Source organism: Natronococcus roseus (assembly GCF_043677095.1).
Classification (GTDB): Archaea; Halobacteriota; Halobacteria; order Halobacteriales; family Natrialbaceae; genus Natronococcus; species Natronococcus roseus.
Window position 1 is genome coordinate 611,828 of record NZ_JBHLJR010000001.1, and the last position, 21,178, is coordinate 633,005.

Consider the following 21,178-nt stretch of genomic DNA (forward strand, 5'->3'; position numbering starts at 1 on the left):
ACCCGTTTTTACTTTCGCTGGCACTACGAGGGGCCGTGCGCGAGTTCTCCGAAGACTACCTCGAGCGGACCCGCGAGGGGATGTGGGACGACTCCCGGCAAGCGCTCGAGCCCCTCGAGCTCGACTCCCGCGAGCGGGTGCTCGACGTCGGCTGCGGCACCGGCGAGCTGAGCCGCGTGCTTGCGGCGGAGTCGGCCGGCGAGGTCGTCGGCTGTGACGCCGACACGGACCTGCTCGAGTTCGCCGGCGAGCACGTCCCGGTGGTCGCCGGCGACGCGCTCCGCCTGCCGTTCCCCGACGACGCCTTCGACCTCGTCGTCTGTCAGGCGCTGTTGATCAACCTGCCCGATCCCGAGGCGGCGATCCGGGAGTTCGCCCGCGTCTCGAGCGATCTCGTCGCGGCCGTCGAACCCGATAACGGCGCCGTCGCGGTCGATTCGAGCGTCGCGAGCGAGGAGCGACTCGAGGATCGGGCTCGACGGGCCTACCTCGAGGGGGTCGGAACGGACGTCACCCTGGGAGCCGACGCCCGCGAGGCGTTTTCCGAGGCGGGGCTCGAACTGCTCGAAACCCGCCGGTACGACCACGAGCGGACGATCGAGCCCCCCTACGGCGAGGCGGCGTTGACGATCGCCCAGCGGAAGGCGACGGGCGCGGGACTGGCCGACGACCGGAAGACGATGCTCGAGGGGGCGATGGACGACGGGGAGTACGACGCCCTCCGCAGCGAGTGGCGCGAGATGGGCCGGGACGTGATCGAGCAGATGGAGGAGCGAAACTACCGGCGGCGCGAGGAGATCCCGTTTTTCGTGACGGTTGGGCGAGCGAACGGACCGTAGTAGTCGACGGGTATCCGAGGAACTGGCCGACCGTTACGTAAACGGACTAACCTGGGGTCAGACCCGGATCGAACAGAGATACTTTCGGTGGAAGCTTGAGAGGATGACTCCACTCCCTTCTCCGCAGTAGACCCCGGGCACGCGTTTATCTGTTCAGAAGGGAAACTCTCAGTATGAGCATCGTGGCGGAGTTTTCCGTAAAATCCGATGACTTTGCGCTGTCTCGTTCCCTCACAGAAGCACCACAGATGGTCGTCGAAATCGAGCAGGTCGTAGCGACGTTAGAAGACAAGGTGATGCCGTACTTCTGGGTGAGCGGCGGCGATCACGGAGAATTCGAAGAAGCGTTCCAAAACGACGAGTCGGTAACGGATATCGTCCGCGTCGATCAAGCGGACGATGCCATCTTGTACCGTGCCGAATGGACGGAAAACGTCGAAACAATCGTTTACGCGTATCTCGAGCTCGGGGCGACGATCTTGCAAGCGGTTGGAAGAGATAAAAACTGGGAGCTACGAATGCGGTTCGACGACCGGGCGAGTCTCTCAAAGTTCGAAGAATATTGCGAGGTGCACGGAATTGCGTTCGAACTCAACCGACTCCAAGAGCAAGAACAGCCGATGGCGAGCGCTCAGTACGATCTCACGACGAAACAACGCGAAACCTTGGTAACTGCGCTCAACGAAGGCTACTATGAGGTTCCACAGGCGATCTCGATGAGCGAACTAGCAGACGAAATGGGCGTCTCCCAGCAGGCCCTCTCGAAGCGATTTCATGCCGCGCACAGAAACCTCATCACGAGTACGTTAACGTTCACTCATCCGGACGACCAGTAGAGTTTCCTCAGTCATGTAATTTATCGAGAGAGTGGTGGTCAATACAACCACTTCAGCCTTTAGTTAGGCGGATTTTTGAACTCATATGTCTACCCACCCAAAAGCGGAGGAGAACAACACTGAGTCCGCCGATGAGCGGACAAAAGTAGCCGCAAGATGTTGCGAGTGCGATAACGTCTACTCCGCGTGGGTATTTTCCGATAACACGGTTCAACCCATCGGACTGCCGGGGGGCTGTGCGTGTGGTGCCTCCGACTTCGAGGTCATTTCCGAATAGAATCCACCAATACAGGGAGGTGGACGATTCGATGGAACCCCCGCGTTCGGGAGATCGTCCTTGAGGGCATCGAGCGGATCAGTTCCTTCGGCACTGGGCTCAACACGCGCCACCGCGAGTCGGGCGACCACTTGTGACAAGGAACGGCGCTCGAAATCGCGCTGACGACTGGTTCACAGCGCCAGTTGCGACCGCTTTGGTTCCCGGACTCTCGTCAGCCTGACTCCTCTCTACGACCGAGTATCGAGACGTAGATCCCGATCAGTCCAACGCAGACGACGACGATGCCCGTCCAGAGATCGAGGACGTTCAACAAGGCGAGCACCGACCCCGTCAGCACGAGCGCGACGTTCGCAAACACCGCGAGACGGGCAGTGTCGAGCCCGGAGGCAAGCGACGACGTGTTCATACATGAGTATCCGACGGCGTCGGCAAAACGCTTCGGACCCTCAGACGACGTCGCCCCGCACCGTCACGCCCTCCTGTTGCTCGCGCCAGGCGTGGACCTCCCGGGCGGCCTCGCCGGCTTCTTCCTCCTCCATGCCGAGCATCTCGAGGGCGGCCGACAGCGTCGGCAGTGCGAGGTCGCTCTCCCGGAGTTTGCGAAACGCCTCCTCGCTTCTCGTGCCGTCGACCCAGAGACAGACTCCGCGGGGGTCGAGCAGCTGGGTGTAGTCCTCCCGAAGTTTCGCGCCGCGGAGTCGCTGGGTGACGTTATCCTCGAAGCCGGCGTTACAGACCTCGAGGTGGATCGGTTCGTCGTCGCCGAGCAGCTGGGCGGCCAGACACTTCTCGGGGGCGGCGTGGCCGTTCGCGTTCGCGCGCAGGTACTCGGGGTGCTCGGCGGCCCAGTCGGCCCGAACCGACTGTCCGACTCCCTCGACGTCGTACTCCTCGCCGACGTCCGCCGTCGCGCTGTCGTCGCGCATCAACACGTCCTTCGTGAGGTAGACGTCGAGCCGTTCGACGGGATCGAGCCCGAGCGCGATGTCACCGAACGCCCAGATCTCTCGGACCGGGACGGGCGTGCGCTCGCGTTCGACGGTTTCGACCAGCGCCTCGAGTCGATCGACCGCCTCCTCGCGGGGGAACTCGCTCATTGCGTCGACGTCGGGTCCGAAGTCGCAAAACGGTTTCTCAGTCCCGGTTCGGATCGGCGGTCGCCGGACCCGTCCCCGAGTCAGGCCTCCTTCTCCCGATCGGTCGTCACGTACACCGTATTACGAACCGTGGCGTGGACCGTCCCCTCGCTGTCGACGAGGTCGACGGTGTAGTGTCGGTCGACCGACTCCGTCCCCTCGGTCGCCAGCTCGGCCTCGATCGCCGCGATCTCCTCGTCGGTGATCGTACACCTGGCGTACAGCGTTTCCCGTCCGGGCTTCTTGAACCGGATCTCGGCCTCCTTGTCCCAGACGACGTACTCGTCGCCGAGATTCTTGAGGAGCATCATCATGTAAAACGGGTCGACCGCGGCGTACATGCTGCCGCCGAAGGTCGTCCCGACGTAGTTCCTCGTGCGCCAGGAGAGCGGCAGTTTCACGCGGACCTCCTGCCAGTCGGGGGCGATGTACGTGACTCGGCCGCCCGTCCGACGGTAGGCCGGAAACAGGTTGAATCCGAGGCGATAGAGCCGCGAGCGAAGCGCGTCGAGCATACGACGACTCGAGGGCGGCCGGTGAAAATCGTTAGCAAACGCTCCCTCCCTGCCCACGAGTTGTCGCCGAGCCGGACGGCCGTCGCTTCTCGAGACGCCCGATCGCCGTCCCGACGGGCGGAGTCGGCAGGTCGTGTCAAGAGCGCAGATTTTTATCGGTGTCCGACGAACGGAGCCGTATGCGACACCGTGTCTTCAACGAGGACGGCGAGGAGGAGCTCGTCTTCGTCATGGGCTGGGGGAACCGCTGGACCCACGAGAACGTCAGCTGGCTCATCGGCAAGCTGACCGAGGCCGGCTACCGGGTCCACGCCTTCGAGCTCCCGACGAACATCGACGACTTCAAAGCCGACTGGCTCGAGCCGATCGCCGAGTACGTCCTCGACTTAGAGGAGTACCAGCTGCTGGGCCACAGCGCCGGCGCGCTCATCGGCCAGGCGTTAGACGGCGCGGACAACCACGTCTACCTGAGCCCGTTCTGGGGGTACGGCGAGCGCTACTCCGAGCCGCTGCTCGAGGGAGCTTCCAGGGTTCCGTCGACGTTCCCCTGTCTTCCGGCGGGCGAGATGGACCGGGACGCCCTCGGACAGGAGGCGACCGACCACCAGCTCGCGACGATCCCGCGGTGGGTCTCGCCCGCGTTCGTCCGCGAGACGCGCCACGCCCAGGAGGATCTGCTGACGATTGATCACGACGCCGTCGTCTTCTGCTCGCTCACCGATCCCGTCATCAGCCTCCGTCCGATCGGTCACCGGGTGCCCGCCGAGCACGTCGTCCTGTACAACGGCGGCCACGAGCTGTTCTCCTCGCCGGGTCGCGAGCGCTACGTCGAACTCCTGCTCGAGGCGCTCGAGGAGGGCGCCGACGCGGTCGAGGCCCGCGAGACGGTTCCCGCCTGAGCGAGGCGAAACGGACATACGCGCCCGTCGGTAACCTCACCTCGATGGATTGTAACCGGTGTGAGGGGGAGGCGATCATGCACGCCGCCTACTCGGGGGCACACCTCTGCGAACACCACTTCAGGGAGTCGGTCGAGAAGCGGGTGCGCCGACGGGTGCGCCGGGACGACCTCGTTCCACACGACGTGACACCCGACGATCCGCTGACGTGGGTCGTCGGCCTCTCGGGCGGGAAGGACAGCGTCGTGCTCACGCGGATCCTCCACGACACGTTCGCCGAGGATCCACGCATCGAACTCGTCGGGCTGACGATCCACGAGGGGATCGAGGGCTACCGCGACAAGAGCCTCGAGGCCTGCGTCGACCTCGCCGAGGAGCTCGACATCCGCCACGAGGTCGTCAGCTACGAGGAGGAGTTCGGGATCCGCATGGACGATGTCGTCGAGGACGACCCCGAGAACATGGCCGCCTGTGCCTACTGCGGGGTCTTCCGGCGGGATCTGCTCTCGACGTACGCCGAGGAACTCGGGGCTGACCTGCTGTTGACGGGCCACAATCTCGACGACGAGGCCCAGACCGCGCTGATGAACTTCCTCGAGGGCGACGTCGCCCAGATGGCCAAACACTTCGACGCGAGCCTGGGCCCGCTCTCGGAACGCGGCGAGCAGGAGGAGTTCGTCCCGCGGGCGAAACCGCTTCGGGACGTTCCAGAAAAGGAGGTCGCGCTGTACGCCCACGTCGAGGACCTCCCCGCTCACATTACGGAGTGTCCCCACGCCAGCGAGGCCTACCGCGGCGAGATCCAGCAGCTGCTGTACGACTTGGAGGAAAACCACCCCGGAACCCGCCACTCGATCCTCTCGGGGTACGAGGAGCTGGCCGGCATCGTCGCGGACGACCGGGAGGGTGACGACGAAGACGGCCCGGACCTCCGGGAGTGTGTCGAGTGCGGCTCGACCACGACGCGGGAGGTCTGTCGGAAGTGCGGGCTGCTCGAGTCGCTGGCCTGATCGGGCCGTAAGACGGCGTATCGATCGCGAAGCCGATTCCAGCCCGTCGAACGCTTTCTCGAGTTTCGATCCGCCGGTTCCGACGTCGTTGTCACTCGAGACGAGTTGTGCTCCGAGAATCGATACCCGACGACCGGCTGGTGTGGTGTGTCAGTTGCCGGCGCGGGGTCGCGTCGTGTCAATCGTCGCGGCGGCCGATCGATGGTGTGTCAGACGGCCGCCGCGTGGTGTGTCGATCGCAAACGCGACCGAACCGCGGTGTGTCGATGTCGGTCCGGTCGCGTGTCGTCAGCGGGATCCGTCGGTGGTGTGTCAGCGGTGTGTCGGACTACCGGATGACGTCGACGCCGTTCTGGCGCTCGAGTTCGTTCCGGCCGCCGTCGCTTTTCGCACCGTGTTTGACGTTGTTGCTCGCGTCGAAGTCGCCGTCGCCGGCGCCTTCGATGCTGGCGCGGGATCTGTCGGCCTGTTTCTGGGTCGACGGACCGAGCACCTGGGCGCTCTGGACGCCGGTCATGATCGCCATGACCCGCACCTTGCCCTTGTAGTTCTCCTGGATCCGGGCGCCCCAGATGACGTTCGCCGAGGCCTCGAGGCGCTCGGTGATGTTGTCGGCGATCCCCTCGGCCTCTTTCAGCGTGAGGTCGGGGCCACCAGTGATGTGGACGAGTCCGCCGCTCGCGCCGCGGTAGTCGACGTCCAAAAGCGGGTGGTTCATCGCGTCCTTGACGACCTCGTCGGTCTTGTTCTTGTCCTGGGTCTCGCCGACGAGCATCACCGCGACGCCGCCCTGGTTCATGATCGTGGACATGTCGGCGTAGTCCAGATTGATCAGCGACGGCTGGGTGATCGTCTCCGAGATCCCCTTGACGGTCTCGGCGATGATCTGGTCCATCACCGAGAACGCCTTGCCGATCGGGAGGTTCGGGACGTAGTCGAGCAGTCGGTTGTTGTCGAGCACGATGATCGAGTCGGCCTCGTTGCGCAGCTTCTCGAGACCTTCCTCGGCTTTCACCGTGCGGGCGCGCTCGACGTTGAACGGCGTCGAGACCATGCCGACGACGATCGCACCCTGCTCCTTGGCGATCTTCGAGACGACGGGGGCAGCACCGGTACCGGTGCCACCACCCATGCCCGCCGTGACGAACACGAGGTCGGCGTCGCCGAGCACTTCCTTGATCGTGCCCTGGGCCATCTCGGTCGCGCGTTCGCCCATCGACGGATCGCCGCCGGCACCGAGTCCGTTGGTGAGGGACTTGCCCACCAGGATCTTGGTGTCGGCCTCGATCATCTTCAGGTGCTGTTTGTCCGTGTTGATCGCGACGGTTTCGGCGCCGTCGACGCCGATGTTGTACAGTCGGTTGATGGTGTTGTTACCGGCGCCGCCACAGCCGACGATGACGATTCGGGGCTCCCCGAACTCGTCGCCGTCCATGTCGGGTTCCATCTCCCGGGCCTCCTCCTCGGCGTTGTCGAGTGCGTCTTGAACGATATCCTGCATCGTTACACCTTGGCCCAGTTGCGTTTGCCGGTCTGTTCGGTCCGACCGTCGGACTGTTCGTTGACCATCTCACGGACGGCCGAGCGGATCGCCTCGCTCCGATTCGGGAACTCGCCCGAGTCGACTAACTGTTCGACCTCCTCGATCTGCTGTTTCGGGATTCGCAGTGTCACACGCTCCATTGTTGTATTCCCCGTTGGGGGTAAGACGGTGTGCGCCCCTGTCAGACGCACGGTGTCTTACACCAGATCCGCCCGACATCGGGCAGTTTCCGGCGTTCGCCGGCCGGTGTAAGACAACCGTCTTACGCGACTAAATGCGAGACTGTCGAAGATATTAAAACTTTCGTCCGACACGAGGTTCTGTGTATTACACGAGTCCTTATGTGGAGTCGAGAACGTCGGCGGCCGGTGTCCGGCGGCCACAGCCCGGACAGAACGCCCAGTCCGAGCGAAGTTCGTCCCCGCAGTCACAGAACAGCCGTCGGGCGGTTTTCTCGCCGCAGTTGGGACAGTAGACGTGGTCGGGATCGACGGTCTCGCCACACTGTGCGCAGTTGGGCTCGGAGCTACGGTCGCTGTCGGAATCAGTGTCCGACACCGCCGACACGCGGGCGTCGGTGGCGCTACGCGCTCCGTCCTCGAGCGAGATCGTCACGTTGATGTCCTGTCCACGCTCCGCCGGGCCCTGGGCCCGGAGCTCGGCGAGTCGCTCCGTGAGGAGATCGTCGACGCGCTCGCGGACGAGATCGTCGATGGCCGTCTCGCCCGTTCGGTCGGGCGAGTCCGACGACGACTCCTCGAGGTACGCTCGCAGGGCCTCGCGCATGACCTCGCTCTTGGAGGCCTCGAGTTCCTCGAGGCGAGCGACGAGGTCGTCGTCCGCGCGGAACGTGATCTTGCTCATCCTCTCTCGAGCGATCCTTGTTATCCCACCTATATCAATTATCTGGTCAGCGAGAACCGAACCCACCTCGAATGATAACCCTTATGTCTCCCTCGGGAACTACGTTGAGATGCGCCCGCCCTTAGCTCAGACTGGTAGAGCAGTCGACTGTAGATCGACTTGCCCCCCGTTCAAATCGGGGAGGGCGGACTTCCTAACCTTGCTATCCAGATTGACCGGATAGCGCCGGGATTCACCCGTCATTCGGTCCGAAACCTCCCTCGGGGCAGACTTGGTCATCAAGTTCCCATCCATGCCTTCTGGTGATTCACTATGGCCAAAGATGAGGGCGCGCTTAGATCTTAGCGTACGAAATTGGACTCACTGGGACTCGTTCCTCGAATATCTCTCTCGACTCATCCCTATAGGATCAGGATCAATTTCTTGCTCGTCTTCGCCATCCTCAGACGATTCCGAATCATGCGAGCGGAAGACATCCTCTCAATATTGAATCGGATTCTCGCTGCGCTTAGTGGATGTCATACAAATTACTCGAGCATCCCTATGGGATCTGGATCGGTTCCTTAGGGGATGGTGTCAGTTGTACGATCGATCGTACAACTGAGTCGATTTCAGGCGCGCGCGAGACCTCGACCCCGGATGCGGGAGGTAGTTTCTCTGGGAGCGAACCGAACCAAATCGAGTCGTGTAGAACCATCGGTCTGTCTTCACCCGTGTATCACAGAACCCGAGACGAATAGCGAGAAAATCGATAATCCGCCGGCGTCTCAAACTCGGGGCGATCAATGGCTCGAGAGTGTCAAATGCTATGGAGGCATACGAGCAAGGTGATTCATCCTACGCCAACGAAATCGGATCTCTGCTGCGCTAAGGAGCTTAGAGAGCAAAGCGTCGTTCTGCACTGATTGACCTGTATCACTAAATCCGAGTGATTCCCGAGCTATTCTCGAGTGATCAAATTCCTGTCGTCCTATTGCTATCTCTTTCATTCTAAGGCGGCTCATCGCTTCATAGAGAAGAGTGAAGGGCGTGAGCAGAGGGATTGGCCTCTCCGTTTACGAAATTCCCTCAGAGAAGCGATTAGAAGCTATCTGAATCTCCCTCGACAAACTCGCGCCATTGACTCAGTGCATCCGCTTCCTGACTCTCTGGATCTTCGAGGATACCGAGCGTCTCGAGATCGTCGATGATCGAGTGGTCATACTTCCTGATCTCGTCGAGAAGCGCAGCCTCCCGATCCTGACTCCCATCCCCAGCCACTTCGATAAGACCGGACTCGTTCTCGACATAATTGCTGGCCCTGCCGACGATATGAAGCTTCACTGCGACTCGATGAGCGAGCTTCCGGTCGAGATCATCAATTTTGCCAGATCCAGCCTGAAGCCGATTCAGAATCGCTTCGGAGACGTTATCGACGAATGCCCGATCAGCCCTCTCGAGCGATTCGTAGTAGTGATCCGGATCTGCATTGAGGGCATGAGTCTGAGCATTCTGATTATGCTCCGGGGCTCCCGTCGAACAGCCTCCATGATACATGCAACGACCTTCTCCGAGATGATCTGTCCCTGATCCAGCCTTCGACCTGCAGTATCCTCCGAAAAGAGAATTCCCATCCTCATCGGTAATAGCCGATCCATCCTCCTTTAGCCGCTTCTTGCTATTGCAGTATTCCCCCGGATCGACTCGAGGGACATCATCCATCCTCTCACCGATCAAATCCTCTTCCTGCTCGAGCGTCATGCTATGTCCTCCGTGGTAAGAGCTTGATCCCCGAAACGAGAACTGTAGCAGTCCGTCGAAGGTTGAGAGAGGATACTCGGACTAATTTGGGGGCTGATTTGCGGACTGGTTTGGGGACTACTCTGGGTAATAGGATTCGTTCTGGTACTCCTATTGATATCCTTTGAGATCATATCATCTCTACTACTATTCTTTTTGGTATTCATCCTCCTATAGATCCTCTTGATATTCACATACTCTAACTCCATCTCATTGACTTATTCGATAGACTTGGAGAAAAGGACTCTGCGAGCTACGATGACGCCTTCCTCATACGAGCTTCATGACTTTGAGGGCAGAGTTGAACAGGAATATGAAGTAGATTTATCACCAGCAAATCTTATCTTGATTGGTAATGGGTGCAGCAAACTCTATCTTGGCTGGCATGAGTGCGATTGCAAATCAATCTATAGGAGTAGCATTGACTCTAATATTCGCATACTTAGGATGGCGCGCTTCTGCAATACCCGGCGAAACCGATCGGATTAGAAATGTACGAGAGAGGTTTGGAGAGACCGGTAATATCACTTCCTTCTACGCTTTCCGCCTTTTGAGAGTGCAAGTAATCGAACGAGAAGGGTTCTTGATGAAAGCTGCAAAATACATACCTCCTTTTCCCTATCAGGGTAGAGCAAGCGTATATCTGAGGTTCGACTCGTATGAAGACGCTGGCTTCCCAAGGATTGCATCGGTGGATCAAATCACAGACCATCCCGATTACAATGGAGAATACCACATAGCCCGAATGACAAAAAATGACTACGGAAAACCCTCTGTTGATATAACTCTCGCAATCGAAACGGGTGAACCAAAACGGATACACGGGTCCATCCGACATTTGTCAGCTGTTCTTCAAGATATCGGTGAGCAAAGCTCTCCACCAGATGATTACTATAATCCTGATTATTCTTGGAGTGTGGGTGAGGACAAAACCACTGAGGTAGAGGAAAGTGTTCAGTACCGCTGTCAGGATTAACGGCGACCGATCTTGGATATACGCTGCAATAGACCTCGACACAAAACTCATCCTCGATGTCGCGCTCTTTGGACGGCGAGGCACCGATCCAGCTGCTGCGTTTCTGCATGGACTCGCCGAGAAACACGATCTCTCTGACGCTGAGTTTCTCGTCGATGGTGCTGGCTATCTGACTGCCCTCCATCGATTAGGATTGAGCGGCCACCTCGACTATGTCGATCGAAACCACATCGAAAAGTGGTTTCACACCCTCAAAATGCGGGTCGACCGCTTCCATAACTCGTGGGTGGGCAGTCGGGCGAGCGTCAGAGGGTGGCTTGAGCAGTTCGTACACTACTACAACACACAGCGACCGCACCAATCACTCAACGGACAGACGCCAGTGGAGGTGCTAAACTAGACGGTGACCTCGGACGGGCCAGCCATCATCGTGAGCATTTCTGGCTTTTTGAACTATCGGATCATCTCGCTGAGCAGGGTTCTCAGACCGGAGGACAGGGCATAGGTCGGTCGCTACTGGAAACTTCTCAACCTCGATTCCATCCTCCTTACCCCACCTCTCGAACTGCTCATAGTTATCCCGAAAATTCGTGAATATAGAGACGGGAACAGTCCCGAAGATCTTCGAGATGCTACGGGATTTCCCGATACCGGGAAGAACATCGAATAGTGCCGTCTCTTCATCAAGGATAGATTCCATGATCCCATGCCTCAAGACTTCTCTCGGAGGAATTCTCCCGGAAGGTCTATCATTCAGTATCTCGAATTGACTCATGTCGAGGGCCTCCATCCTTCGGCTTCATCCTCAGTCGCTCGGGGGTTTCGAGTTAGGGCCTCGCCCCCGTTCGCTATCATTTGCATTGTTCCTACCTACTTGTCAGGGTCTAGCTCTTCAGCGGCCTTCTGGACGAATTCATCCCAGGTCAGGCCAAGTTTCGCCTTCACCACTCGAGCTTCTTCATGAGTTTCGTCCGTTGCGTAGATCTGTGGTTTTGCTGTTTCAGCCATGTCAAAATTTTATATATCCATGACCATAATGTTTCTGAGACGGAAAATCCGGCATATAGATTTCTCAAAACGATGACTGTCGGACTTTCCCTTTGAGGCTCTCAGATTGATTCTGGGTGGCGTTTGTCTCGAGCCGATGATTTCTTTACCTATAAGGGGAAAAGCGATCTCAAAACCTTCTCAGTCGTTGATGAGAATAGCTCGAGGCAAACCGGGTTGATTCAGGACAAAAAAGAGAGTTACTTTTGCGAGGTTAATATGTAGGGCTCGTTACCCTACTCGTCGGAGTCCTCCTCCTCGACCTTCCCGATCACGACGGAGTATCCCTCCTTTGTGAAGCGGTACTTGCTTGGGTCGGCATAAGGGTGGAGTACAGTTCGACCGACGACTGCGTTCACCTTATTTTTGACCTCGTTGAAGTCATACGGATTGCTGACTTCGTCGAGGAGGTTTCGAGTGATTCCCTCGCGGTCACAGACCTGGGATACCAGCGTATGAAGAGCGCTGGCGTCGCCCCATGGAGCTGCACTCCGCGTATCGCGTGCGGAATCATATTCGACATCCAGAATGACAGGATTTGTTCCTCCTTGGAACTCCTTGACGAGATAACCGTCTTCGGTGAGGTCGTTCAGGAGTCGGGTGTACTTCAGTGAAGTGAGGACCCGGTCCTCGTCGTCGATGACTTCTTCGACGCCCTTCGTCTTCTCCACATCCTCGCGGAGATCGGGACGGTTGAAGGTCTGCGGTCCGTGAACATAGGCGATTGCCAGTGCTACTCGCTGTCGCGCCGAGGTGAGATCGTCCCACGGCGTACGTTCGAACTCGTCTGCGGGGGTTTCCGAAATGGAACTCATTGTTGAGACTCTGCGCCTGTATGGAGGGTAAGGTATAAGACTAGGGCAGCCGAAAATACGACTACGCCCCGACACCTGCCCAACATGAGGGCCCCATGCCCTTCGACGCTAGAGTGATAGGGTGGCTGACGGGCGAACTGACTCGTCCCCCACTCCAGCCTGGCAGCATCGGTGGGGAACTGGGTCCTTCTCTCGTTGATTTACTTTGTAGTAGGCTGGGGATTCCAGCGTTTAGTCACGACAATGTGCTGATCCGACTTAAGTATTGTCCTCCCAGTAGTCCGGAGATGGATATCAAATGGGTTCTCCAAGTATACCTTTGCACTTCCGAAATAGAATTCGATCGTCTAAAAGATTCAGAACCGTGAATCAAAACACCAATATATGGCGTTAAATCGGCTTCAGGGCGCATCCCAGCCTCTTATTGCTTCACTTATTCGATGACAGAAGGGCTTGAGGGAGATCAATTCTGGACCTCTCCACAGATAGACGTCAGCTCTGCAAAGGACTTATACCCGTACAGTTTGAGAATGTGAGCAAGATATGGAGACTACCGTCAAATTAGAATATGGGCCGATGGAAGTAGAGATTCACGCCTTTGACGATGAAGACTACCAAAAAGAGGTCCTCGACCTCATACAATTCATCGAAGATAATCAGGAGTCGTTGGAAGAGTTGGAGGAAGGTGATGAGAATGCAGAACTTGGCCACTCCAAAATTGAGGGTACGTCTTTGGAGGAGTTTGCTGAGAGTAATGACGAAAATGACGAGGAAGTAAAACAGGAATCTGGTCCCCTCAGCGAAATCACTTCCAAGCTAGGAGTACCTGAATCTGAATTAAAGAGATGTTTCTATGTAGATCCAGATCAAGAGGAGCCTCCGGTGATTTATCTTGATGAAGTGGGAAATATCGGAGAACAGAAAACAGATCGACAGCGGGTTGCTTCACTTGCGCTTTTGTATATCTCGCACGAATGCTATGACCTTGAGCGCGTGAAATCAACAGCTCTGAAAGAGGCTCTTGAGCTTTCAGACATTTCATCTAGTGGAATGGGGAATATGTATCAGGGGGAGGGAGATCGCTACTTCGATCGTAGAGGACGAGGTCCATCTGCAACTGTTGGACTAACCCCACCAGGAAGGAGGCAAGCAAGAAAGGTCCTAAAGAGACTTATCCAAGACGAAGAATAAGATCACCGAATAGACCGAGTTCTATAGGAGCTAATTCTCGCTGATCTGAGCCGCATTGATCGCTTTTCGATCATTCCCGTTGCTCCGTGGGCGAATATTCATCTCCGCTGCGCTCAGTTCGCCTGAAAGCAAATCAGGGAGTCTGCTTCCTCGAGCCTCGGATATCAGCCTCGTAGGTTCACGTCGCAGTGACGGATTAAGCGTATATCTACAGAATGACAGGACGCCGATGACGAAGAACAAGACCGATTCGCCCGGTGGGGCGGACGAGGATACGGCTGAAGAACTGATCAAGCAACCATACCCGGAGCTAATGAACGTCGCTCGAAGTGCTCGAGAGAATCATGAAGCCGATATCAGTACCGACGCACCGAAGAAGCCGGAATTAGTTGAGCAGATGACTGAAGCGGGCATTCGTCTCGATGAGGGGGCCTGGATGATCGAAACCGAGGATGGGGCCGAGGAGATTGATCGTCTCGAGTCGAACCCTTCCCCGGACCGAGATGGTCCGAGCGAGCCCCAGCCAGAAGTCGTTCTCTATGCTCAGACTCGAGCAGGGGCGACTGAAGATCGGATCGAGGAGATCGAGGATGCCCTTGGGGAGATCGGATACGAACTTCGGGAGAATGATCGAAGTGATAGTCTGAGTATCATCGTCCCGCCGGAATTGGACGAGGACCAGATCGATCCTGAAGAGGTCACGCGCGATGAGGTCTATGGGATGGCTAAGGATCTGGATATCGACGGCCGATCGGATATGAGCAAGGAGGAACTTGTCGAAGCAGTCGAATCGGCTCGCTAAACCCCTCCCTTTCCTTTCGAGCCATCCAATTTTTCGAGTCGATGGTGGAATATAGCGACGATACTCAGATCCGTAGCTCTCTAATGAACTCTTCCGATTCTTCGATCAATCTCCGAACTGCGGCTTCGTTCGGCTCTTCGGGATGAGCGCAGGTCTCTCGAATACTGGCCGGAGCTTTCAGATCGTGCCAAGTGGTCTTATCAATCTCATCTGCTTCATATAGCGTCTGTGACAGCCGACTGATCCCGTGATTCGTATTGAACTCAGTCACCTCATTCGAATTCTCGCACATAGTTAGTAGATGGCGTTCGAGGGCGACTGCGGCGACTACGCCACTTGCTCTAATGAAGCCATTATCAAGTAGTTCGCGGGACCTCTGGATTTCATCTCTACCAATACGCTTGGAGAGTCGTCGTCTTACGCTTAGTTTCTCCGCCTCGACTCTTGCGGGAACAGCGTTTAGGATATTTCTCTGGACATCAAACCTATCTATGAAGTATCGAAAGGCGGCCTCGATCCCATCGTCTGGGTCACGTAATAAATTGATTGTTCGATTGATCAAGTCCTGTTGTGATGTGAAATCGCTATACCGACTCGAGAGATACTCAGTGATCAGTGGAATCGACTTGTTATACCACTGCTCATACTCTCGGCGAAGCTCTCTCTGAAGAGATTTTGTTGAGTCGTCTAAAGTACTCCATTCATACTCCGTACCGCCTCCTGCCCTTGGACTACTGGACCGTATTACATGCCTTTCAACGTTAGAAAAATACTCTTCAGCAAGCGCTTCTATTTCCTCTGCTTCAGATTCTAGTTCTTCGATATAACGGCTGATCGATTCGATATCGTCGCTCATTTCCTGCAAATGTAGTTTCAATTAGCAAAAAATGACCGATCTTCTCTGAGAGCTAGTCTTCGCAATTCTAAGCTGCGTTCGTCTCGAGTCGATATTTCCCATTGCCTCACAGACAGGAATCACTCGGAACCGCCTTCTCGCTCCTCTAATCGAATTCTGGCGATGAAGAAAGAGCAGTATTCGAGAACCAGAGAAAGGGATCGAGAATCCCTAATTTGATTGAAGCAGGGTAGCAAAAGAGAACTATGGTTTCTGAGAACCCTGCAGTAATAGGATTGCTAGGAGTAGTTCTCGGAGCACTAATCAACGAAGGAGGAGCTATTGTGAGAACATGGCGGCAAGGGAAACAAGCTAATATCCGAACCAAAGCCGAATTTTATCTTGACCGTAAGGTCGATGCTTTGTCCAATCTATATTCACAACTTGAATCAACTCATAGAGTTTTAAACGACAACATGGGCTTAGGTCCCGATAATGAAGAAAAATATTGGGAGGAAGTTCAACCGAAGGTGGCCGGCTTTCGGAATACGATAAGGCAAGATGGAATATATCTCTCCGAGGAGCAGGATGAGCTTCTACACGAAGCACTAGGGCAGTTTAGGCAGGCGAGTATCCATATTCAAGCCCAAGTAGAAGGGAGAGATCGTGATCCTAGTAATTTCAATGTGAGAGAATTCGAGGATGCATACGAGGAGGCGCGTTCGGCACTAAAAGAGGAATTGAATAGACCGATCCAGGAATTAGAGGATTAGATCCCGTTTATGTAGTCCCGTCTCTGTTCGACCTTCACCTCCTCACCCCGTTTGTCGTAATGCTTATCCAGAACGTCCTGTCCTACGCCCATTCGATCGGAGACGACCTTCTCAGGGACATTTTCGGTCAGGAAGTGGGTGATTGAGCCTCTCCGGATCGAATGAGGACTAACGCTCGAGGGGCATTTGCTTCGATATCCGTATCTGGTAGCCTCGCAGTCGTCTACGCTCCGATCGTGAGGGCAGTCCTTCCCGTAATAGCAGGGACGAGTGACCGAATAGACTCGTTCTCTCATAGTGGAGATCGTGAGCCGTCCTTCCTCCGAGGTAAAGAGAAGCTCCCGGCCATGGTCATCGAGAACGTCCGGCCGATTATGTTCGAGCCAGTCATCCAGAACCTCACAGACATGCCGACTGAGAGCGATCATCCGCTCCCCCTCCGATTTGTTCTTGAGTGCAGTTTCCGTATCCGGTCGATGAGTCAATTCGAGGCGCTCTTCCTCAGGATCATAGTCCTCGATATCCAGTGAATAGACCGCTCCGATTCGAAGTCCAGTATGCCAGAGGAGTTCGAGCAGAGTATGGGAGCGAGAGGCATACTCGAATCGCCGGAGATATTCAAGAACCTCCTCGGCCTGTCCCGTCCGAAGAGTCTCCTCTCGGCGCTCTTCTTCCTTTGATGGTGTCGGAAGCAGAATCTTCTCATGGAGTCCCTCTTCGACAGCGTCGATGGACTCGCACCACTTGATGAAGACCCGGAGCGATTTCAATTGCGTTCGGAGACTGACCTTGTTTAGATCTCCGTCTTCTTTCCGCCAGAGACGGAATTTATGGAGAGTCCGGCCTGAGAGGTCATTCAGATTATCGATGCCATTCTCTTCTGTCCAGCGGATGAAGTGCCGGAGTCGATAGTCATCTGCCTGTACCGTTCGTTCCGCGACTTGGCCATGCCGATCAGCCAAGAACATATCCTTGGCTTCTGTCGGCGTAAGGGGTTCGAGATTCTTCGTCATGGGGTTGCTCGAACCACCTGAGGGCAGAGGGATAGGGAGATTTTTCTCCGACTTGCCCCCCGTTCAAATCGGGGAGGGCGGATGAACGAAGTGAATCCGACCGAGCCGATTTTGGCTCGGAAGTCACAGCCCGCGCAGCGAAGCGAGCATCCCGGACTGTCTCGGCGAGTTCAAATCGGGGAGAGCGAATTCCTAACCACGCTATCCAGATTGACTGAATAGAGCCGGAATTTTCATCATTCACCCGGAATCCCCTCGAGGCAGACTTGCCATTGAGACCACATTCGTCCCTTCTATAGTAGGGGTTAGAAATAGTTGCTCACTTTTGGCGTAGAGAGTTGATCGAGAGCTGTATCAATCGCTGTCGTCAGCTCGTCAAGCGAATCAAAGAAGCGGTTGCTAAGAGACGCTTGAAGCTGTCTCCAGCATTCCTCGACAGGATTCAAATCCGGCGAATATGACGGTAACGTCACGAAGGCGAGGTCGTCACGGTCCGCAAGGTCCGTGACGGCCGACGCCTGAAAATACGGCGCCCCATCGAGGACGATAATCAAGTCTTCCTCAAATTCTTTGCATAATGCTAAAATGAAATGTTTTGCGTGCTCGGCCGTGACGTACTCGGTGAATCGAGAGAAAAAGCGATCACCGTCTTCGGTGATCGCGCCGAGCAAACACGTCCAATCGCGTTGCCCGGAGAGTTCGACGGAGGGTCGCGTGCCGCACGGGAACCACGCGGCACGCGGCTCAACTTGGACGGATTTCTTGGTTTGGTCGATGCAGACTATTGTGGCGTCCATCTCCGCTCGCTTTTTTTGATCTCGTTGCGGAACGCTTCTTGATCGTCTTCGTCAGCTTCGGCGGCTGTACGGCGCGGTTTTTGATAGCTGAGTCCAGCTTCTTTCAACAACCGCCGACAACTCGGATAAGAGTACTCGACGCCGTAGGTTTCTTCGAGAAACTCTTGGACGAGCGCCGGCGTCCACGCCGGCGCGTCGATCCCGGCTTCCTCGGGCGGTTGGTGAACGGTTTGTTCAAATTCTTCTTGCTGTGATTCTGAGAGCTTTCGTTTTCTTCCAGATCGATGAGCATCAGAGACGGCTTGCTCAAGTGGTTCGTCCGTATCAAGTCGCATCAGCCAGCTATAGATCGTTCTTCGCCCGGTATCGTGCCACTCGGCAAGTTCGGTCTGCGTTACGCCGTTCTTGTACGCAATCGCAGCTAACAACCGTTGTGTCGGCTTGTTTCCCTCAACATTGTCGAGGGCGTCTTGAAGTTCTTCGACGGAGATCTCGTCGAGATGGTCCATTACATACGGCAACATCCTCCGAGTAGAAAGTTCTAACGACTACTATAGTGATTCGCTATGGTGAAAGAGGAGAATGCGCTTAGAACGTAGTCTACGAGATCGTCCTTACAAGGATTCGTTCATCGAAGGTGCGACGGCCCGATTACCGACCCGAATGGTTTGTGGAAAACCATTATATATCGAGACGTCGAACTGTGGTCGGGGTAGGTGGTGGTGACGGTTTCCCGGCGGAGTGGAAACCGAGGCGGAGTCGAGCTGGACGGCCCCGCCCTCGCCGGCCGGCCGTTTTTGTCCGGGCTCGTCGTACGACCGCGCATGAGCGACGACGGACCGAGTCGCGACCGCGCGCAGGACCGGGCCGAACAACGCAAGTCCGAACGGGCCGACGAGGCCGAGTCGATCCTCGAGGCGGTCGAGCGCGACCTTGGCTCGCTCGAGTACCCCGTCTCGAGCGAGGAGCTCGCGACCGAGTACGGCAGCGAGCCGATCGACATGCCAAACGAGACGGAGTCGCTCGGCAGCGTCTTCGATCGACTGGCCGGCGAGCAGTACGACTCGCCTGAGGAGGTCCGCGAGGCCGTCTACGGCGAACTCACCGGCGAGGCCGGCGACGCCAGCGAGGCCAACCCCGAACGGGACCTCGAGGGGCTCGACGAGGAGGGGCAGGGATCGGTCAGCGAGAGCGGCGGCGACGCCCTCTGAGCGCCGAATTCGGACGCCGGCTCCGAGAGCAGAACGGATTTACGTCAGCGACGTTTGGACTCGAGTATGGATTACGAATCGAGTCTCGACCGAGCGATGGACGAGGTTCCGGACATCGGCGGCGACGAGAGCCGACTGGAGATTCCGGACCCCCACGCCCAGAAGGACGGTGCGTTTACGCGGTTTACGAACCTCGGCGACATCGCCGACGTCCTCTCGCGCGAGGACGAACACCTTCACCGGTTCGTCCAGCGCGAACTGGGAACCAGCGGCAAGTTCGAAAGCGGCCGCGGCCGGTACAACGGGACCTTCTCCGAGCAGGACTTCAGCGCGGCTGTCGACGCCTACGTCGACGAGTACGTGCTCTGTTCGGAGTGTGGCCTGCCCGACACCCGCCTCGTCCGGGAGAACCGCACCCCGATGCTTCGCTGTGACGCCTGCGGGGCGTTCCGTCCCGTGACCAAGCGCTCGACGAGCAGTCAGCAGCAACAGCAGGCCGACGCCGTCGAGGAGGGCCAGACTTACACCGTCGAGATCACCGGCACGGGCCGGAAGGGCGACGGCGTCGCGGAGAAGGGTAACTACACGATCTTCGTCCCCGGCGCCGAGGAGGGCGACGTCGTCGACATCTACATCAAGAACATCTCCGGCAACCTGGCGTTCGCTCGAATCGACTGAGGGTCCGCTGTACCCCTGCCCCGGTACACCTGGACGGCGGATCAGGGGTGTGCCGGCTCCGACACACGGGAGTCCGTCCGACCGGTTTCGGCTGAACGTTTTTGTCGTCGCTCCCACCTTGCTGTAGTATGCACGTTCCTCCGGCGGAGTTCGAGCGACGGCTGTCCGACGTCCGATCGCGGCTCGAGGGGATCGAGGCCGACGCGGGCGTCTGGTTCGGTGCGACGAGCATCGAGTATCTGACCGGGTTCGACCACATCCAGACCGAGCGCCCGGTCGCGCTCGCGGTGACCGACGAACGGAGCGCGATCAGCGTCCCGCGACTCGAGGTCGAACGCGTCGAAGAGAACCCGCGGATCGATCGGGTGGCTCACTATCGGGACTACCCCGGCGGCCACCCGATCGAGACCGTCGTCGGGATGCTCGAGGAGCTCGGAGTCGACCGGGTCGCCGCCGACGCCGACGGCGCGCCGGGGACGATGGGGTATCAGGGGCCCGCGCTGAGCGAGTTTCTCGAGGTCGACACTCAGAGCTGGGTCGCTCGCCTGCGCTGGGAGAAATCGGACGCGGAGATCGACCTCATCCGGGAGTCCGCGAAGTGGGCGAACCTCGGCCACCGCTACCTCGCCGACTACACCGAGCCCGGCGCCCACCCCGCGACGGTGAGCCAGCGCGCCTCCACCGACGCCTCGCGGGCGATGCTCGATACGCTGGGCGACCGCTACGTCCCCCGAACCCGCGGCTCCGGCCCCGTCGGTGCGGGCTACATCACGGGCGAGCAGAGCCGGCTCCCTCACGGCCACACGGCGAACCGACGATTGGAGAAGGGGGACGTCCTCGTGACCGGTGCGACGGCCAACGTCGATGGCTACCACTCGGAACTCGAGCGGACGATGTTCGTCGGCGAGCCCGGCGACGAGCAGGTCCACTACTTCGAGCTCATGAAGGAGGCCCAGGAGATCGCGATCGACGCGCTCGGGCCCGGCGTCCCGATCACCGACGTCGACCGCGCCGTCGAGGCGTACTTCGAGGAGCAGGGCGTCGCCGACCTCGCCCAGCACCACGTGGGCCACAACATCGGCCTCGCGGGCCACGAACCACCGTATATCGACGAGGGATGGGACGACCACTGCGAACGCGAGCACACGAGCTACGACGACGAGGATACGGTGATGCGACCGGGCCACGTCTGGACGATCGAACCCGGGCTCTACACCGACACGTACGGCTACCGCCACTCGGATACGATCGCGGTCACCGAGGAGGGAATCGAGTGGCTCACCTACTATCCACGGGATCTCGAGTCGAATATCGTCGGGCTCGATTGACGTCCTCCACA

General features: G+C 57.7%; 24 protein-coding genes, 1 tRNA gene and 1 pseudogene. 13 read left to right on the forward strand and 13 right to left on the reverse strand.

Features of this window, described 5'->3' with window-relative positions:
• Nucleotides 1-35: 35 nt before the first annotated feature.
• Both ACFEMD_RS03150 and ACFEMD_RS03155 read left to right on the forward strand, forming a co-directional pair.
• Nucleotides 36-839, forward strand: coding sequence for a class I SAM-dependent methyltransferase (locus tag ACFEMD_RS03150; RefSeq protein WP_394739434.1), 804 nt, complete (start codon nt 36-38; stop codon nt 837-839).
• Nucleotides 840-1,012: 173 nt separating this feature from the next.
• Nucleotides 1,013-1,675: a helix-turn-helix domain-containing protein gene (locus ACFEMD_RS03155; RefSeq protein ID WP_394739436.1), complete on the forward strand. Its 663-nt coding sequence runs from the start codon at nt 1,013-1,015 to the stop codon at nt 1,673-1,675.
• A gap of 491 nt (nt 1,676-2,166) precedes the next feature.
• Here ACFEMD_RS03155 and ACFEMD_RS03160 read toward each other — a convergent pair whose 3' ends face one another.
• The 3 genes from ACFEMD_RS03160 to ACFEMD_RS03170 all read right to left on the reverse strand — a co-directional run bounded on the left by ACFEMD_RS03160 (nt 2,167) and on the right by ACFEMD_RS03170 (nt 3,606).
• A complete protein-coding gene (locus ACFEMD_RS03160) occupies nt 2,167-2,361 on the reverse strand; it encodes a hypothetical protein (RefSeq protein ID WP_394739437.1) in 195 nt (64 codons plus the stop codon).
• A gap of 40 nt (nt 2,362-2,401) precedes the next feature.
• Nucleotides 2,402-3,052, reverse strand: coding sequence for a DUF7095 family protein (locus ACFEMD_RS03165; RefSeq protein WP_394739438.1), 651 nt, complete (start codon nt 3,050-3,052; stop codon nt 2,402-2,404).
• A gap of 80 nt (nt 3,053-3,132) precedes the next feature.
• A complete protein-coding gene (locus ACFEMD_RS03170) occupies nt 3,133-3,606 on the reverse strand; it encodes a DUF4442 domain-containing protein (RefSeq protein WP_394739439.1) in 474 nt (157 codons plus the stop codon).
• Nucleotides 3,607-3,785: 179 nt separating this feature from the next.
• Here ACFEMD_RS03170 and ACFEMD_RS03175 point away from each other — a divergent pair, with 179 nt between their 5' ends.
• Nucleotides 3,786-4,505, forward strand: a complete 720-nt coding sequence (locus ACFEMD_RS03175; RefSeq protein ID WP_394739440.1) for an alpha/beta hydrolase — start codon at nt 3,786-3,788, stop codon at nt 4,503-4,505.
• Between the two features lie 44 nt (nt 4,506-4,549).
• Nucleotides 4,550-5,515 (forward strand): tRNA 2-thiolation protein NcsA, encoded by a 966-nt coding sequence (gene ncsA / locus ACFEMD_RS03180; protein ID WP_394739441.1) that lies wholly within the window; start codon nt 4,550-4,552, stop codon nt 5,513-5,515.
• A gap of 328 nt (nt 5,516-5,843) precedes the next feature.
• Here ncsA and ftsZ read toward each other — a convergent pair whose 3' ends face one another.
• From ftsZ to ACFEMD_RS03195, 3 genes are all read right to left on the reverse strand, one after another.
• A complete protein-coding gene (ftsZ, locus tag ACFEMD_RS03185) occupies nt 5,844-7,016 on the reverse strand; it encodes a cell division protein FtsZ (protein WP_394739442.1) in 1,173 nt (390 codons plus the stop codon).
• A 2-nt stretch (nt 7,017-7,018) separates the two neighbouring features.
• Complete coding sequence (locus tag ACFEMD_RS03190) at nt 7,019-7,198, reverse strand: ribbon-helix-helix domain-containing protein (RefSeq protein ID WP_005556653.1); 180 nt, start codon at nt 7,196-7,198, stop codon at nt 7,019-7,021.
• 199 nt (nt 7,199-7,397) lie between these two features.
• Nucleotides 7,398-7,922, reverse strand: a complete 525-nt coding sequence (locus tag ACFEMD_RS03195) for a double zinc ribbon domain-containing protein (RefSeq protein WP_394739444.1) — start codon at nt 7,920-7,922, stop codon at nt 7,398-7,400.
• A 115-nt stretch (nt 7,923-8,037) separates the two neighbouring features.
• Between ACFEMD_RS03195 and ACFEMD_RS03200 the strand changes: the two genes are divergently transcribed.
• Nucleotides 8,038-8,111, forward strand: a tRNA-Tyr gene (locus ACFEMD_RS03200).
• An 891-nt stretch (nt 8,112-9,002) separates the two neighbouring features.
• Here the strand turns inward: ACFEMD_RS03200 and ACFEMD_RS03205 are convergent.
• The gene (locus ACFEMD_RS03205; RefSeq protein ID WP_394739445.1) at nt 9,003-9,662 is read right to left on the reverse strand and encodes a hypothetical protein; all 660 of its coding nucleotides are present in this window, start codon (nt 9,660-9,662) and stop codon (nt 9,003-9,005) included.
• A gap of 394 nt (nt 9,663-10,056) precedes the next feature.
• Between ACFEMD_RS03205 and ACFEMD_RS03210 the strand changes: the two genes are divergently transcribed.
• Entirely contained in the window at nt 10,057-10,677 is a 621-nt protein-coding gene (locus ACFEMD_RS03210; RefSeq protein WP_394739446.1) for a hypothetical protein, read from the forward strand.
• Nucleotides 10,652-11,077 (forward strand): annotated as a pseudogene (locus ACFEMD_RS03215) (integrase core domain-containing protein); the annotation flags it as partial. The gene ACFEMD_RS03210 and the pseudogene ACFEMD_RS03215, both read left to right, overlap by 26 nt.
• Here ACFEMD_RS03215 and ACFEMD_RS03220 read toward each other — a convergent pair.
• The 3 genes from ACFEMD_RS03220 to ACFEMD_RS03230 all read right to left on the reverse strand — a co-directional run bounded on the left by ACFEMD_RS03220 (nt 11,069) and on the right by ACFEMD_RS03230 (nt 12,539).
• Nucleotides 11,069-11,467: a hypothetical protein gene (locus ACFEMD_RS03220; RefSeq protein ID WP_394739447.1), complete on the reverse strand. Its 399-nt coding sequence runs from the start codon at nt 11,465-11,467 to the stop codon at nt 11,069-11,071. The pseudogene ACFEMD_RS03215 and the gene ACFEMD_RS03220 overlap by 9 nt on opposite strands.
• Before the next feature lie 80 nt (nt 11,468-11,547).
• The gene (locus ACFEMD_RS03225; RefSeq protein WP_394739448.1) at nt 11,548-11,685 is read right to left on the reverse strand and encodes a hypothetical protein; all 138 of its coding nucleotides are present in this window, start codon (nt 11,683-11,685) and stop codon (nt 11,548-11,550) included.
• Between the two features lie 275 nt (nt 11,686-11,960).
• Nucleotides 11,961-12,539 (reverse strand): hypothetical protein, encoded by a 579-nt coding sequence (locus tag ACFEMD_RS03230; protein WP_394739449.1) that lies wholly within the window; start codon nt 12,537-12,539, stop codon nt 11,961-11,963.
• A 543-nt stretch (nt 12,540-13,082) separates the two neighbouring features.
• Between ACFEMD_RS03230 and ACFEMD_RS03235 the strand changes: the two genes are divergently transcribed.
• Nucleotides 13,083-13,730 (forward strand): hypothetical protein, encoded by a 648-nt coding sequence (locus ACFEMD_RS03235; protein ID WP_394739451.1) that lies wholly within the window; start codon nt 13,083-13,085, stop codon nt 13,728-13,730.
• 229 nt (nt 13,731-13,959) lie between these two features.
• Nucleotides 13,960-14,532, forward strand: coding sequence for a hypothetical protein (locus ACFEMD_RS03240; protein WP_394739452.1), 573 nt, complete (start codon nt 13,960-13,962; stop codon nt 14,530-14,532).
• A 64-nt stretch (nt 14,533-14,596) separates the two neighbouring features.
• On the opposite strand, the gene ACFEMD_RS03245 is transcribed toward ACFEMD_RS03240, so the two are convergent.
• Complete coding sequence (locus tag ACFEMD_RS03245) at nt 14,597-15,388, reverse strand: hypothetical protein (RefSeq protein WP_394739453.1); 792 nt, start codon at nt 15,386-15,388, stop codon at nt 14,597-14,599.
• Between the two features lie 245 nt (nt 15,389-15,633).
• Here ACFEMD_RS03245 and ACFEMD_RS03250 point away from each other — a divergent pair, with 245 nt between their 5' ends.
• Complete coding sequence (locus ACFEMD_RS03250) at nt 15,634-16,140, forward strand: hypothetical protein (RefSeq protein ID WP_394739454.1); 507 nt, start codon at nt 15,634-15,636, stop codon at nt 16,138-16,140.
• Here ACFEMD_RS03250 and ACFEMD_RS03255 read toward each other — a convergent pair.
• A complete protein-coding gene (locus ACFEMD_RS03255; protein ID WP_394739455.1) occupies nt 16,137-17,153 on the reverse strand; it encodes a tyrosine-type recombinase/integrase in 1,017 nt (338 codons plus the stop codon). The genes ACFEMD_RS03250 and ACFEMD_RS03255 overlap by 4 nt on opposite strands.
• A 305-nt stretch (nt 17,154-17,458) precedes the next feature.
• Nucleotides 17,459-18,459 (reverse strand): IS630 family transposase gene (locus tag ACFEMD_RS03260; RefSeq protein WP_394739456.1). Its coding sequence is split into 2 segments (ribosomal slippage): nt 17,459-17,967 and nt 17,967-18,459, totalling 1,002 coding nucleotides; the frame shifts between segments, so codons are not numbered across the junction.
• 315 nt (nt 18,460-18,774) lie between these two features.
• Here ACFEMD_RS03260 and ACFEMD_RS03265 point away from each other — a divergent pair.
• The 3 genes from ACFEMD_RS03265 to ACFEMD_RS03275 all read left to right on the forward strand — a co-directional run bounded on the left by ACFEMD_RS03265 (nt 18,775) and on the right by ACFEMD_RS03275 (nt 21,167).
• Entirely contained in the window at nt 18,775-19,161 is a 387-nt protein-coding gene (locus ACFEMD_RS03265) for a DUF5789 family protein (RefSeq protein WP_394739457.1), read from the forward strand.
• Between the two features lie 66 nt (nt 19,162-19,227).
• Nucleotides 19,228-19,839: a translation initiation factor IF-2 subunit beta gene (locus tag ACFEMD_RS03270; RefSeq protein WP_005556647.1), complete on the forward strand. Its 612-nt coding sequence runs from the start codon at nt 19,228-19,230 to the stop codon at nt 19,837-19,839.
• Nucleotides 19,840-19,967: 128 nt separating this feature from the next.
• A complete protein-coding gene (locus ACFEMD_RS03275; protein WP_394739458.1) occupies nt 19,968-21,167 on the forward strand; it encodes a M24 family metallopeptidase in 1,200 nt (399 codons plus the stop codon).
• Nucleotides 21,168-21,178: the final 11 nt, after the last annotated feature.